The sequence below is a fragment of the Sphingorhabdus profundilacus genome, assembly GCF_009769755.1.
GTDB classification, from domain to species: Bacteria; Pseudomonadota; Alphaproteobacteria; order Sphingomonadales; family Sphingomonadaceae; genus Sphingorhabdus_B; species Sphingorhabdus_B profundilacus.
Genome location: NZ_SDWJ01000001.1, coordinates 270,790 through 284,309, shown reverse-complemented (window position 1 = coordinate 284,309; position 13,520 = coordinate 270,790). Strand labels below are relative to the sequence as shown.

12 protein-coding genes and 1 riboswitch are annotated in these 13,520 nt (G+C 55.6%); of the genes, 7 read left to right on the top strand and 5 right to left on the bottom strand.

The window, feature by feature from the left end:
- Window positions 1–77: 77 nt before the first annotated feature.
- Genes EUU23_RS01360 through EUU23_RS01350 form a run of 3 tightly spaced genes read right to left on the bottom strand, consistent with a single transcriptional unit; the run spans window position 78 to window position 3,208 of the window.
- The gene (locus tag EUU23_RS01360) at window positions 78–1,700 is read right to left on the bottom strand and encodes a tetratricopeptide repeat-containing sulfotransferase family protein (RefSeq protein ID WP_246155997.1); all 1,623 of its coding nucleotides are present in this window, start codon (window positions 1,698–1,700) and stop codon (window positions 78–80) included.
- A 25-nt stretch (window positions 1,701–1,725) separates the two neighbouring features.
- Window positions 1,726–2,286, bottom strand: a complete 561-nt coding sequence (locus tag EUU23_RS01355) for a nucleotidyltransferase family protein (protein WP_160352344.1) — start codon at window positions 2,284–2,286, stop codon at window positions 1,726–1,728.
- A complete protein-coding gene (locus tag EUU23_RS01350) occupies window positions 2,270–3,208 on the bottom strand; it encodes an XdhC family protein (protein ID WP_160352343.1) in 939 nt (312 codons plus the stop codon). The genes EUU23_RS01355 and EUU23_RS01350 overlap by 17 nt, the downstream gene beginning before the upstream one ends.
- Before the next feature lie 68 nt (window positions 3,209–3,276).
- On the opposite strand from EUU23_RS01350, the gene EUU23_RS01345 reads away from it, so the two are divergent.
- The 7 genes from EUU23_RS01345 to EUU23_RS01315 all read left to right on the top strand — a co-directional run bounded on the left by EUU23_RS01345 (window position 3,277) and on the right by EUU23_RS01315 (window position 11,339).
- Window positions 3,277–3,759 carry a (2Fe-2S)-binding protein gene (locus tag EUU23_RS01345; protein WP_160352342.1) on the top strand — a complete coding sequence of 161 codons (483 nt, stop codon included), beginning with the start codon at window positions 3,277–3,279 and terminating at the stop codon, window positions 3,757–3,759.
- Window positions 3,759–6,002 carry a xanthine dehydrogenase family protein molybdopterin-binding subunit gene (locus EUU23_RS01340; RefSeq protein ID WP_246155995.1) on the top strand — a complete coding sequence of 748 codons (2,244 nt, stop codon included), beginning with the start codon at window positions 3,759–3,761 and terminating at the stop codon, window positions 6,000–6,002. The genes EUU23_RS01345 and EUU23_RS01340 overlap by 1 nt, the downstream gene beginning before the upstream one ends.
- Complete coding sequence (locus EUU23_RS01335; RefSeq protein WP_160352340.1) at window positions 5,999–6,601, top strand: GNAT family N-acetyltransferase; 603 nt, start codon at window positions 5,999–6,001, stop codon at window positions 6,599–6,601. Before EUU23_RS01340 ends, EUU23_RS01335 begins: the two co-directional genes overlap by 4 nt.
- A 62-nt stretch (window positions 6,602–6,663) precedes the next feature.
- Window positions 6,664–6,845, top strand: a riboswitch (cobalamin riboswitch).
- An 84-nt stretch (window positions 6,846–6,929) separates the two neighbouring features.
- Complete coding sequence (locus EUU23_RS01330; protein ID WP_160352339.1) at window positions 6,930–8,777, top strand: TonB-dependent receptor plug domain-containing protein; 1,848 nt, start codon at window positions 6,930–6,932, stop codon at window positions 8,775–8,777.
- Window positions 8,777–9,604: an ABC transporter substrate-binding protein gene (locus EUU23_RS01325; protein ID WP_160352338.1), complete on the top strand. Its 828-nt coding sequence runs from the start codon at window positions 8,777–8,779 to the stop codon at window positions 9,602–9,604. Before EUU23_RS01330 ends, EUU23_RS01325 begins: the two co-directional genes overlap by 1 nt.
- Window positions 9,601–10,566 (top strand): FecCD family ABC transporter permease, encoded by a 966-nt coding sequence (locus tag EUU23_RS01320; protein ID WP_160352337.1) that lies wholly within the window; start codon window positions 9,601–9,603, stop codon window positions 10,564–10,566. Before EUU23_RS01325 ends, EUU23_RS01320 begins: the two co-directional genes overlap by 4 nt.
- On the top strand, window positions 10,563–11,339 hold the full coding sequence (locus tag EUU23_RS01315; RefSeq protein ID WP_160352336.1) for an ABC transporter ATP-binding protein: 777 nt from the start codon (window positions 10,563–10,565) through the stop codon (window positions 11,337–11,339). Before EUU23_RS01320 ends, EUU23_RS01315 begins: the two co-directional genes overlap by 4 nt.
- Before the next feature lie 98 nt (window positions 11,340–11,437).
- Here EUU23_RS01315 and EUU23_RS01310 read toward each other — a convergent pair whose 3' ends face one another.
- Both EUU23_RS01310 and EUU23_RS01305 read right to left on the bottom strand, forming a co-directional pair.
- A complete protein-coding gene (locus EUU23_RS01310) occupies window positions 11,438–12,997 on the bottom strand; it encodes a PH domain-containing protein (protein WP_160352335.1) in 1,560 nt (519 codons plus the stop codon).
- Window positions 12,994–13,467 (bottom strand): PH domain-containing protein, encoded by a 474-nt coding sequence (locus tag EUU23_RS01305; RefSeq protein ID WP_160352334.1) that lies wholly within the window; start codon window positions 13,465–13,467, stop codon window positions 12,994–12,996. Before EUU23_RS01305 ends, EUU23_RS01310 begins: the two co-directional genes overlap by 4 nt.
- Between the last annotated feature and the right edge of the window lie 53 nt (window positions 13,468–13,520).

The following is a 13,520-nucleotide window of genomic DNA, read 5'->3' as shown; positions in this document are numbered from 1 at the left end:
AAAAATGGCATCATTTAGCCTGCGCGCTGTTGCAAGGATGCAACTATTGTTTCCTGCCCTTCTATTTTGGACTTGGGCTAGCGAACGTCGGGGTAGCTATCCAAAATGCCACCAAGCGCAGATTTGAGTGGCCCTAAATGCCGTTCATAGGGTTTCCATTGATCCATTCCGTCGCGATTTATCGGGCGGCGAACCTGTTCGGCGCTGGGCGTTTGAACGGCGCGCTCATTTTGCCAGAATTGCAGACAGGCATCTTCGAAGGGCAGCCCCAGATATTCCAGCAACGCGCCGATTTCTCGTTCCGGATTTTCAATCAGCGATTCGTGGATCACGCGATGGACACGGCCCGGCAAAACGGTGTCGACCTGACGCATATATTCGACATAGTCAGCATAAAATTGGCCGACATCTTCCAGGCTGTAGGAAAAACTCTGGCCACGGGCAAAATGCTGTTTGAAATTAGAAAAGCAACAATCCATCGGGTTACGCCGCGCATCGATAATTTTGGCATTGGGCAGGATGAGATGGATCAATGCAACATTTTGCCAGTTATTCGGCATTTTATCGATAAAATAGGGCTTGTCACTTTTGCGGTGAATGCGGGTGCGCGAGATGTATTCGGCACCAATGCGTTCACGGTCGGTCGCACTCAAATTGGCAAGGCCCTGACAATAATCGCCCCCATGCGCTTCTTTCGCCTGCCCTGCGACACGTTGTGAAATCATGCCAATGTCGGGCAGTTCCTGGGTTCCTTCGACGCACGAATGGCTCGACAATATCTGCTCAATCAATGTCGATCCGGCGCGCGGCATCCCCAGAATGAATATCGGGTCTGCAGCCACATGGCCGCCGCTGTGTGATGCGAAAAATTCTGCGGTCATTAGTTCGATCCGGCGGGCGATCATCGCGCGATTTTCTTGGGCGTCATAATCAAGGGCCGAACGACGCAGGCGGTTGGCGTCGTCATAATGGGCAAAGGATTCATCCCATGATTTCCGGTCTTCCAGCGCCTTGCCCATTGCGAAATCGAGGTGGAACCGATCTTCATCGCCAATATCGTCACGCGCCAATTGCGCGCGCATCAATGTCAATTCTTCATCCGAAATCCGAACCGTCTTCAAATTGGCAAGGCTCCAATATGCTTCGCCATATTCAGGCTTCAGCATGACCGATTTGCGGTAGGCGGCAACGCTGTCATCCCGCCTGCCAACCGTTTTCAAAACATGGCCATAAGACAGCCAGATTTTTTCCTGCTCCGGCCGTGATTTCAAAACCTGTTCATAGAGCGAAACCGCATCTGCATATTCACCTATGCGCCCGGCAGCCGCCGCTTTCAAATTGGCGGCACCGATATCTTCCGGGTCGTTTTCGAGCAGCAGGTCCAGCTCGGCTATTGCTTCTTCAGGTCGCCCTTGCCTATACAGCACCAATGCCAGATTGGACCTTGCCGGAACGAACGCCGGTGCCAGTTCAACTGCACGGCGCAACAGATTTTCAGCATCGGCAAAGCGGCCGATACGTCCGGCAAGTTCGGCAAGCATCCTGATCGTGGCGACATCGAACGGGTTTCGCTTCAGCCTGGCCTTCAATATCGGTTCGGCATCGTGCAGGCGATTTTCATACAGCGCCAGCGCCGCCGTCATAAGTTCGGGGTTGCGAAGGGCAGATTCGATCGATTGCTGAGCAGTATTGAAGGTCATGCGATGATGCTACGCGATGGTCACGCTATTTTGAAGCGGGCAAATCAGCCGGCGTGTCAATGTCACGCAACATATTGGAAGCAGTCTCAATTTTCAGCGCTGATTTAAGCAGGGCTGCGGCCCCCCGATCACCCGATGTGGTTCGCAGATCCGGCCATGAATCGCGTGGGAACAATGCAGGCGGCATGACGGCATTCCCGTTGTAAGAGCAGGCCAAAACGCCCGTTCGCGCGACGCGGTCAATATGGGTTGCCGGTACAAAGGGCATGTCGGCCAATGTTACCATCAACGCGCTGGCCGGTGTTGCCGACACAGCCTGCACCGCCAGATGCAATGAATGCGCCTGTCCAGCCTCTGCCCGATCATTTGGAATTATCGTAAAACCCAGCGCAGCATAATGAGCTGACAATGCGGAATCGGCCCCACATATGACATAGCGCCAACCAAATCCCATGGGCGATATGGTTTTACCGATATGCAGACCCAATGGGATGCCTTCCAATTGGACCATCAGCTTATCCGAACCAAAGCGCGTGCTCATTCCCGCAGCAAGAACGACGATCGCGATATCAGCGAAGGCCGTCATTGAACGCCCGTACCACGCCTGCTGCAATGGAAAGTGCTATTTCAGCCGCGCTGATTGCATTGATTGCCACGCCTGCGGGACCTTCGATCCTGTCCAGTTGCGCTTTGCTGACCCCCAACAATGTCAGCCTTTCCTTACGTTTTAGATGCGAGGATTTTGAACCAAGTGCGGCAATATAGGCCGCAGGAGATTCCAGCGCGGCACATAACGCAGCGTCATCTATTTTGGGATCATGGCTCAACATCACAATTGCCGTGCGTGCGTCAGGCAATAGCGCCCGGATCGCTTCATCGGGCCATCTGTCATCACGCAGGACATCAGGAAACCGATCCGCAGTCAGGAATCGGGCGCGCGGATCGACCAGCGTCACCCCAATCCCCATAGCACGGGCGATTTTGGACAAAGTCGCAGCAATTTCCACAGCGCCGACTATGATCAACCTGCGCGGTGGCAGATAATCATTGATGAATTTCCCTTCAATGTCAGCATCCACGATCGCACTATGCCCAGTGGCCAGATCAGTCCCGATCCGCAACGTCCTGCCCGATGCTTGCGCGTCGATTATTGCACCAAACAGCGTACCGGGGAAATAGTCAGCCGACACATTTTGCACCAGAACAACAATGTCTCCGCCGCATGGCAAGCCAACTTCCCACGCCGCCCCATCAGCGACACCATAGCGGCGAATGGCAAAGCTGTTATCGGCCATCACCTGACGCGCAATTTCGAGGACATCGCCTTCAACACAGCCGCCCGATACGGAACCGGTAAAGCGCCCGTCGGCGTGAACCAGCATGTGGGTGCCAACAGGGCAAGGCGCTGATTTCCAGGTTTCGACGACCGTCGCCAGAGCCATAGGCGCGCCTCGCCAAGCTTGCACCTGGGTTAAAATCCGGTGATGATCGGCAGCGCCTGCTTTCATGCGGAACGGCCTAGCAAAGTGAATAACGGGTTGCTATATGAAACGTAATTGAGAGCGGAGTAGATATCATGGCGATTAACACAACCATCAACGGCAAGGCGGTGGCCCTGACGGCCGAACCGGATACCCCTCTGCTTTGGGTCATTCGCGAAGAATTGGGGCTTACCGGCACCAAATTCGGATGCGGTATTGCTGCATGTGGTGCCTGCTCTGTGCATGTCGATGGCGAAATTACCCGGTCATGCAGCGTTCCTGTCAGCGACATCGCCGGAAAGTCCATCACGACAATCGAGGGTTTGAAAGGCGCGGAAGGTAAACTGCACGCCGTACAGCAGGCATGGATATCCGCACAGGTGCCCCAATGCGGCTATTGCCAGTCGGGTCAAATCATGGCCGCTGTCGCGTTGATCGAAAAGACAGGTAAGCCATCGGACGAACAGATTGACGAGGCGATGACCAATATCTGCCGCTGCGGCACCTACCCCCGAATCCGCAAGGCCATCCACGCCGCCACTGGCCAAGCGGCCACCGCAATCGAAGGAGCTGCATGATGGCCGATAATCCCACATTGGAAATGGAACAGCCCACCCCTGTAAAGCGCAAGGGCGTGAAACGCCGCGCGTTCCTGATTGGCGGTGTCGCGGTTGTAGGCGCTGGTCTGTTCGGCATTTCGATTCTCGACAGCAACGCCGTCAAAACAGCAGCAAAGCTGACTGCCGGTAAAGGCGAACATAGCTTTGCCACTTGGCTGAAAATCGCCGAAGACAATGTGATCACCATTTATTCCCCGCACACCGATATCGGGCAAGGGTCGAACACCGGCCTTGCCCAGATGCTTGCAGAAGAACTGGATGCGGCGTGGGATCAGGTCAAACTGGTGTCCGCGCCCGCTGAATCAGCCTTTGCCAATGTTGGTCTGGGCCGTGGATTTATGGGGGAAATGACGGGTCAGCCGGGAATTGTAAACGGGATTCCCCAGTCATTCTTGTCCTTCATTGCGCGCCAAATGAACTTGCAAATTACCGGTGGCTCCTCTGCGCTCCGCTACACTGGACAAGTCACATTCCAGAAGGTCGGCGCGGCGACCCGCCTTGCGTTGATTGAAACAGCGGCGAAAAGGCTGGGCGTTCCTGCGGGGGAACTAACGACACAGGACAGCCACGTCATTCACGCCAAATCCAGCCGTTCGCTGCCCTATGGCAAATTGGCGGCAGAGGCGGCCACACTTTCGCTGAATAACGAACCCGAGCTCAAGGACCCCAAAAACTATCGCCTGATGCGCCAGTCGTTGCCCCGGCTGGACATCCCGGCCAAGGTCGATGGAACCGCGCAATATGGCATGGATTTCTCGGTCCCTGATATGCGCGTTGCAACCATCATGGCGGCCCCTGCCCGTGGGGGCAAATTGACATCGGTGGACGAGGCCCCTGCCCTTGCCGTCAAGGGTGTCGAAAAGGTCATCAAGCTGGACGATGCCGTCGCGGTCGTGGCCAAAGGCTATTGGGCCGCCATTAGCGGATTGCGCGCCATGACGCCGCAATTTACCGATGGCGGTAATGGTGCAATTTCTACAGCATCCATTTTCAAAGCCTATGACGATCTGATTGCCAAGGGCGAACCGGCCGGTGAGGCTGGCGAAGGCGACGTCAAAGCCGCCATGGGACCCAAACCCGTCGAAGCAAAATATCAAGTCCCGTTCCTGCACCATGCCATGATGGAACCCTTTGCCCTGACCGCCCATTTTAAGGATGGAAAGCTGGACATATGGGGCGGCATGCAAGACCCGCTGGCGACCAAAATGATGGCCGTCGATGTTTCCGGTCTGGACAGCGACAAGGTGACATTCCACCCGATGCTGATCGGCGGCAGCTTTGGCCGCCGTCTGCCCATGTATATGGAAATCGTCAGCCAGGTTACGAAATTGGCTATGCAATTGCCCTATCCGGTGAAGTTGATCTGGAGCCGTGAAGAAGAAATCGCGCAAGGGGCCTATCGCCCGCAAAGCGCGGCGGTTTTGAAGGCGAATGTCGCCGCCAACAAGCGGATCGCAGCCTATTCCAATGACTATGCCCAAACCGAAAGTGCGGAATCGGAAACGACATTCATCTACAATCTTCCCGCGGTCGCGCGCCGGAATTATGAACATAAATCCAACCAGATCACCGGTGCATGGCGTTCGGTAAACTCGACCCAGCAGGGCTTTTACAATGAAAGCTTCATGGATGAACTGGCCCATGCCGCAGGTGTGGACCCCGTCGAGTTTCGCCGGAACCATTTGAAGGCGGACTCCCGTCATTTGCGGGTTCTTGACGAATGCGCGCGTCTTGCAAATTGGAAAGCGCCCCTGCCTGAGGGCGTTGGTCGCGGGGTGGCGATTGTCGAAAGCTTCAAGACCATTGTCGCCCATGTGATCGAAGCATCGGTCAAAGAAGACGGTATGCCCAAGGTGCACAAGATCACGACCGTCGTCGACGCTGGCAGCATCGTCAATCCGGACGCCGCCAAGGCGCAGATCGAAGGCGGAACCATCATGGGCCTTTCATCAGCGATAGGTGAAGCCGTCACGTTGGAAAAAGGCGCGGTGCAGCAAAGCAATTTTTCCGATTACCCCTTGCTGAAGCTTGCCGATGCGCCGTTGGTGCATGATATCCATTTCATCGACAGCGGGGCGTATATGGGCGGCATCGGCGAACCAGGCGTGCCACCTGCGGCTCCGGCGCTTGCCAACGCACTGTTTGCGGCAACCGGAAAACGCGTCCGTAATCTGCCCATATTGACGCAGGCAAAGGCTTGAGCAACAGCAGAGCAAGGCTTCTTGCCCCGACCGACAATCTGGAAATCGCTGAGACTTTGGCACGCGCGTTCCAGACGGAAACGGGCTGGAGCTATGTCATCCCCGACCCGAAGCTGCGCGCCGAACGGCTTGCCGGTGCATTCCACCTGTTCTTGCAGGATGAGCATCGCAAGGGCGCAGTATTCGGCACGGACGGGATTGAGGCGGTTACCTTGTGGCGTGGCCCGGGTCAGGCCCATGACAGCATGTGGGATCGCGCCCGCCTGATCATTCCTTTCATCCAGCGTCTGCGTTTTTCGATTTTTCGCGGGCTGGAGGTTGCAGACCTCATTGAAAAGCACCTACCCAAAGAACCGGTCTGGTATCTGCATTATGCCGGCTGTGACCCGGTGCATCAGGGCAAGGGCTTTGGCGGAGCGGCAATCCGGGCAGGGCTTGAACGCGCCGACGAAGACGGCCTGCCAGCTTATCTTGAAACCGCCGACGAACATAATGTCGCGCTTTACCAGAGCTTTGGTTTTCAGGTGAAGCATATGTGGCAGGTCCCTGAAGGACCGCAATTCTGGGGTATGCAAAGGCCGGGTAAGACAAGGCATTGAAAAAGTGCCCTTGCCACGTTCACGGAAACACAATGCTTGCCCTTCAACCTATTCCCGACTAACGACCCGCACACGCACCAGGTCTGCGCGAGAGCGTGGATAATAGGGAAGCCGGCGGAAATCCGGCGCTGTTCCCGCAACTGTAACCGGCGAGTTTTGCCCCTTATGCCACTGGGAAACTGGGAAGGCGGGGTTTGGATTTTGACCCGGGAGCCAGGAGACCTGCCTGTTTGCGGTCTGTCCTTTGTGCTTGCGGGACACTGGCGCAATCGGGGTTTTCCTCCGCGTGACGACATTTGTTTGGACGTCATGTGAAGGATATATGATTATGATATTTTTGAAATATTCGGCGGCAGCGCTTGCGCTGTACCCTGTCTGCGTTTTCGCGCAGGATGCCAGTGAAGACATTGTTGTAACCGCAAGCGGTTTTGAACAACCGCGCTCTGAAACCGGGCAGGCTATTTCTGTCATCGACGCAACACGACTTGAAGAATTGCAGGCAACCAGCATTATCGACGCGCTAAGGACCCTACCTGGCGTTGCAGTCGCAACGCGCGGTCCAGTGGGCAGCCAGAGCAGCGTTTTCCTGCGTGGTGGCAATAGCTCGCAGACCCTCGTGCTGATCGACGGGGTGCGGATCAATGATCCGTCAAGTCCCAACGCTGCCTTTGACTTTGGCGCATTGCTGACTGGCAACATCGGACGCGTAGAGGTTCTACGCGGCCCCAATTCCATCATATGGGGCAGTCAGGCCATTGGCGGCGTAGTCAACGTCCAGAGCCTTGCCCCGACACAATCCCTGGCTGTGAATGCCAGTGCTGAATATGGCTATGCCGATACAATCCGCACCAATGCGAATCTTTCGGGGACCAGCGGCCTGTTTGAAGGAAGCGTCGGCGGTGCCTTTTATCGCACGGATGGAATATCGGCACTTTCGGGTGGCACGGAAAAGGACGGTTTTGAAAATCTATCCGCCAATGGCCGTTTGAAAGCCAATCTGGCTGACAATTTTTATCTCGACCTTCGTGGCTATTATAACCGAGGTACGATCGAATTTGACTCGCCGTTCGGGGTCGGCGCGAATGGGTTGCCGGTAGCGCGCAATCGTCAGTTTGTCGGATATGTGGGTGCGAATTTCGATTTGGCGCAGGACCGCTTTCACAATCGCCTGTCCTATGCGCGAACCGATATATCCCGCGTCGGTACCGATCCTGTGGCGTTCAGTTTCAATAATTTTGACGTGAAGGCGACGATCGACCGCTTCGAATATCATGGTGCTTTTGATATCGTCGACGCTGTGACACTAGTTTTCGGACTGGAACATGAACGGACTTTTGCCAGCACATCCTTCGAAGGTGCCCCGGCAGATCTTGCCCGCAATCGCGTCACCAGCGGATTTGGTCAAATTATCGTGCGCCCCGTTACGGGCCTGACGTTGACCGGGGGCGTTCGCCATGATGACTATAGCGATTATGGCGGCCAGACGACCCTTGGGGGAAATATTGCCTATACACCCGACAATGGCGACACCGTGTTGCGCGCAACCTATGGTGAAGGCTTTCGCGCGCCCACATTGACAGAAGGGCAGCCGCCCTTTGGCAACCCCAGCCTGAAACCGGAAACGGCGCGGAATTTCGATCTTGGCGTCGAACACCAGTTACTTGACGGTAGAGCACGTATTTTTGCGACCTATTTCAATCGCAAAAGCAGCGATTTAATCGCGTTTTCGTTCGCGACTTTTCAATCCGAAAATATTGATCAGGTAAAGACCGACGGTCTTGAATTAGGATTCGCGCTGCAACCCACAGATAGGCTAACGATTCAGGCCAATTATACCCTGACCAATGCGATAAACCGTTCGGCGGGTGCCAATTTCGGCAATCGGCTTGCGCTGCGTCCGCAACATGCAGGCAGCTTGACCGTGGATTGGCAGACGCCTTGGCGCTTGAAACTCGGGGCAAGTTTACTGCTTAGTGGAGACAGCTTCGACAACGCATCAAATAGCGTGCGACTTGACGGATACAGCGTGGCCCATCTGCGTGCGGCCTATCCGGTCGGCGATCAGTTCGAACTTTTCGGACGTGTCGAAAACCTGTTCGATACCCAATATGTGCAAGTTGCCGGGTTCAGCACCTATGGCCGCAATGCCCATTTTGGCGTCCGGGCCCAGTTTTAATGGTCCGGTGCTGGCCGCTTCTGCTGCTTTTAGGCAGTTGCAGCGGCCAGCCCGCTGTTGCGCCGGGGGGGATTGTATCTAATAATCCCTGTATCGATTCCGTCCTCGCAGAAATCGCGGCCCCCAACCAAATCTCGGCAGTCAGTGTCTATTCGCATGATGCAGACAGCGCTTCCGCGCCTTTGGCATGGGCGCGGCAGTTTCCTGCTTTGGGGACAGGGGCCGAAGATGTTATGGCCGCCAAGCCTCGACTGGTATTAACGGGCAATCTGGCTTCATCGGGAACCAATGCAGCCCTTGCCAAAGCCGGCATCCCGATTGTGGCAATTGGTGTTGCCGCCAGCATCGACGAAGACGTAACTCAAGTTCGTCAGATTGCAAAGGCAATTGGCAGGGTAAAGGCGGGTGAAGCGTTGGTAGCACGAATGTTAGCCGCTCTACCCGATGCCGACCAATCCACCGTTACCGATGACGCACCATCGGCCATCATCTGGCAAAATGGTGGCTTTGTGGCAGGCAAAGACACCCTTCAGGACGACCTGCTTCGTCGCCACGGATTTCGTAACGCGAGTGTTGACTTTGGCCTGAAAGCGTGGGGCGTCCTGCCATTGGAAATGCTTATACGCAATCCGCCCCGGATTATCTTCACACCCGTCAATGCAAAGGGCAATGAAGCCCGGGAGCTGACATCGCGCCTGCGATTGTTGAAGCATCTAGGAAACCAGACGCTTATTGTCCCATTTCACGACCGGCTGCTATACTGCGGGGGACCGAATATCATCAAAATTTCCAATATCTTCCAAAATGCACGAAGGTCGTTGCAATGACAGCGCGCTGGATTACGCCTGCTCTTATACTATTGACGGCGGGTGCATTCATGCTTTCGTTAATGGCAGGCAAAGTTTGGATATGGCCAACTGCTTGGCTTGCAGATGATGCAAATGGCTGGATTTTCCTGGAACTTCGCCTGCCCCGCGCATTACTTGGCCTCGCCATCGGGGCGATTTTGGGCCTTTCGGGTGCGGTACTTCAAGGCTATTTGCGTAACCCTCTTGCCGATCCGACGGTGTTGGGCGTGTCGTCCAGCGCCGCGCTGGGTGGAGTGACAGCAATATTTCTTGGTCTCAACACGATTCCGCTCGGGCTATTTGGAAGTGCGATGCTGGGCGCCGGGATCAGCATCCTTTTACTGCTAACACTCGCGCGAGGCGGCGGGCCGCTCGGATTCATTCTGGGCGGGATGGTGCTATCAACGCTAGCGGCTTCGTTCACAGCCTTTCTCATCAGCATCTCCCCCAATCCATTTGCCACTAGTGAGATAGTCAACTGGCTGATGGGGGCGCTCACTGACCGTTTGATGGAAGATGCCGTCAAGGCGCTGCCCTTGATGGCGATTGGCGCTGCGCTGTTGCTGACCACCGGTAAGGCGCTCGACGCACTGACAATTGGTGAGGATGGCGCGCGCAGCATCGGCGTTGATATGGCGCGATTGCGATGGATCATTATATTCGGAGTCGGCCTGTCGATCGGCGCGTCGGTCGCGGTTTCAGGTGTTGTGGGTTTTGTCGGCCTGATCATCCCGCATGTGATCCGGGGTCTTTATGGCGAGCAGCCTTCAGTGATCTTGTTGCCCTCCGCGCTAGGCGGTGCCCTGCTGACGTTGACGGCGGACAGCCTTGTCCGGTTAACCCCGGGGCCTAGTGAAATTCGTTTGGGCATCGCTATGGCGGTACTTGGCGCACCCTTTTTCCTGTTCCTGCTTTCGAAAAAACGAAAGCAGGCCGCATGACATTACAATGCGACAATGTGGATTTTGCCCATGGTGAACGACCTGCTCTACACAGCGTGAACGCCTGTTTCGAACAGGGCCAGTTCAGCGTCATTTTAGGGCCAAATGGCGCGGGTAAATCAACATTGCTGGCTTGCCTTGCCGGCCTGCTAAAGCCTGATTCTGGCTCGGCACGTCTGGACGGACGGGACGTCAGCAGCCTGCCGGTGGCAGATCGCGCAAAAATGATCGGCCTGCTTCCGCAAGGCGCAGAAACGCACTGGGCCATTTCTGTACAGGCGCTGGTCGCGCTTGGTCGCTATCCACATCGCACAGGACTTGGTCTGTCCAAACAAGATCGCTCCGCCATTACCGATGCGCTAAATGCCACCGGCACATCATCATACGCAATGCGAACCGTGACCGAATTGTCGGGCGGCGAGCGGGCACGGGTGTTGATGGCTCGGGTACTGGCGGGTGAACCGCAATGGATATTGGCGGACGAACCGCTCGCCAATCTGGACCCCGGATATCAGATCGACATGCTCACACTCCTGAGGAAACAGGCCGATTCAGGGAAAGGCGTGGTCGCTGTGCTCCATGATTTGCACCACGCCGTGCGCTATGCCAATCATGTGGTCCTGCTGCATCGTGGCACAATATTTGCCCAAGGTGACATGTCTTCGGTTATTACGTCGGCCAATCTTGCCGCTGTTTATGGTATCGATGCACAGCTTTTCACGGATGAAAAAGGGTTAAAACAGCTTTTGATTCATGGCAAAATCGCGCCATAGCAAAAATGAAAAATGCCCGAAAAAACATCGCAATCAAATTGGGATGAAGGGGCTATCAACCCTTGCCGCCGACATGGAACGCGGTTTGCGCCTGAATCTTACAGTGATCGAGAACCGCTTGCTGTAACCCGTGCATAGTCCACCGCCGCCACCTGATCCATCACCCTCTCACATATGGTCTGGGCCGTTTCCAGCGGGATGGCGATCAATTCCAAAGTGCCCCCCGAAATTCCGAAGTTGACCGATGCCAAACCCTGCCGTCGGGTAATCGGACCCTGATATATTTCCACAGTCTGCACCTTGATTTGCGATGCAATGGACAGCTTTTCGTTCCACCATCCTCTTTTCACATAGATTTGGTTACCGTCCAAAGCATAGCTATATGTGCGCCAATCTATCCAGAGATAGGGCATGAAAACGGCCAAAATCAGCAGTAATGACATCGCCCGCAACACCGTGGCGTCAGCCCATATCATGAGGGCGACCATCGCACCCAATAACACCGGCACAACAAGCCAAATCTGAATTGTCCAATAATTTATGGCACCCCGTTGAAAGCGGGTTTGGGCGTCTGGCGCATCTATCATCGCTGCATGAACAATTGGCCAGATTTCCGAGAGCGTCGCAAAAGGCGCGGCAACGAAATTGGTTTCGTCCTTGCTGTCCTGCGCGAGGCTGACAAATTTCAGGCCATGCCAGCCCCGGCGCTTGCGGATCGGGCCGGTCTGTATAACCGCCGCCTGCACCCGATGCGCGGGCATGACTGCGTCGGTTAAAGTCAGAAGTCCTCGCCGACGCCGGAAACCCTTGGCCGTGCGTTCCAGTCGGAACCCATGTTCGCGCAACACCGTGCGGATGATACCGGTGGCAAAGCCAATAAAAACAAGACCCCCAAGCGCCACCAAGGCCAAGAAGATCTGGGCCGCCCAGCCTATCCCGTTCAGATTATCAACGGTAACCCCGCGCTCCTCCGCTGCGCCGATCCAGTGGCGGAAATCCCAGATTTCGAATGGCAGCAGAAAATCAAATTGCTGCGCCAGGCCACCAAGAACCGCGAAAATGACGAGCGAGAAAGAATAAAGTCCAAAGACAAAGACGCGCTTTTCGTCCATCGCAAAAATGGGTGCTGGATCGGCGTCCGGGACAAGTGGCCCGCTATGGCTGACCCTCGCCCGTCCGCTCTTGTGGGCCTTCACCAATTCGCGCAGGCGGTTTGCTTCTTCGATGCTGACGAAACTCAGCTTCGCATCATCCCCGTCACCACCGCCCGTTTCAAACTTAACTTCCCCCAGCGCGAAGAGGCGCGCCAATGGCTTTTGTTCAATGCTGACATCCTGGATGCGCTCGAACGGAATGGAGCGCGCCTTGCGGCTAACAATACCGCTTTCGATGCGAATATCATACTCGCCAATATGATATTGGAACCGCATCCAGGACAACCAGCGGAAAAAGAGGCTGAACAGGAGAACCGCGCTGACGGCAACGATGGAGATCAGCGGATTGTCACTTCCCCTTGTACCAAAGAAAGCGGCAAAGATCGGGAAAATGAGCTGCGGCAATCCTGTAACAAAGCCCACGAACAGGCCGAGAATATGCAGCTTTGTTCCATCGTCCCCCGTCTTCTCGCCGTTCGTGTCTTGGGAGTCGAAATCGGTCAAATCGTGTCTGCCCGTATTGCCGCGCGAATGGCTTCGCGCATGGCCAGTGCATCGGCATGGAGTAATCCCGGCAACGCAACCGTGCTGTTGTGATTGCCCGCTGTGTGCACGGTCAGGGTCGCAAGGTCATAGCGACGGTCGATCGGTCCCTGCTCGACATCAATATGCTGGATACGTCCGAACGGCACGACGGTATCGTGGTAAAACATGTAACCGTGCACGATCCGCAGCCGGTCGCTGCCCATGTCATAGCCCCAATGGCCATATTTTCGTTTCGGAACGACAAAGGCCATGAACAGATAGAGCAGAAAAACCGGAACAAAAAAACTGCCCGGTGGCAACAGCTGGGCGACTTCCAGAGCGCCTGCGCCGATCAGGAACGGTAGATAGCCCAGGGCCGATGCAATCCGCGTCGTTATGACATAGGCTGGGTTGAGAGCTGTGAGTTCCGGCGGGGAGTCGTGGTTCATGCCGCAGCTATGCCAGACTGTGTTGTGTTGGCAAGACGGTTTAACGCCGATGC

Coding starts and splice junctions, on each gene's coding strand:
- EUU23_RS01340 (WP_246155995.1), top strand. CDS start 3,759: ATGGCCGATAATCCCACATTGGAAATGGAACAGCCCACCCCTGTAAAG.
- EUU23_RS01360 (WP_246155997.1), bottom strand. CDS start 1,700: ATGACCTTCAATACTGCTCAGCAATCGATCGAATCTGCCCTTCGCAAC.
- EUU23_RS01355 (WP_160352344.1), bottom strand. CDS start 2,286: ATGACGGCCTTCGCTGATATCGCGATCGTCGTTCTTGCTGCGGGAATG.
- EUU23_RS01330 (WP_160352339.1), top strand. CDS start 6,930: ATGATATTTTTGAAATATTCGGCGGCAGCGCTTGCGCTGTACCCTGTC.
- EUU23_RS01325 (WP_160352338.1), top strand. CDS start 8,777: ATGGTCCGGTGCTGGCCGCTTCTGCTGCTTTTAGGCAGTTGCAGCGGC.
- EUU23_RS01305 (WP_160352334.1), bottom strand. CDS start 13,467: ATGAACCACGACTCCCCGCCGGAACTCACAGCTCTCAACCCAGCCTAT.
- EUU23_RS01345 (WP_160352342.1), top strand. CDS start 3,277: ATGGCGATTAACACAACCATCAACGGCAAGGCGGTGGCCCTGACGGCC.
- EUU23_RS01320 (WP_160352337.1), top strand. CDS start 9,601: ATGACAGCGCGCTGGATTACGCCTGCTCTTATACTATTGACGGCGGGT.
- EUU23_RS01315 (WP_160352336.1), top strand. CDS start 10,563: ATGACATTACAATGCGACAATGTGGATTTTGCCCATGGTGAACGACCT.
- EUU23_RS01350 (WP_160352343.1), bottom strand. CDS start 3,208: ATGAAAGCAGGCGCTGCCGATCATCACCGGATTTTAACCCAGGTGCAA.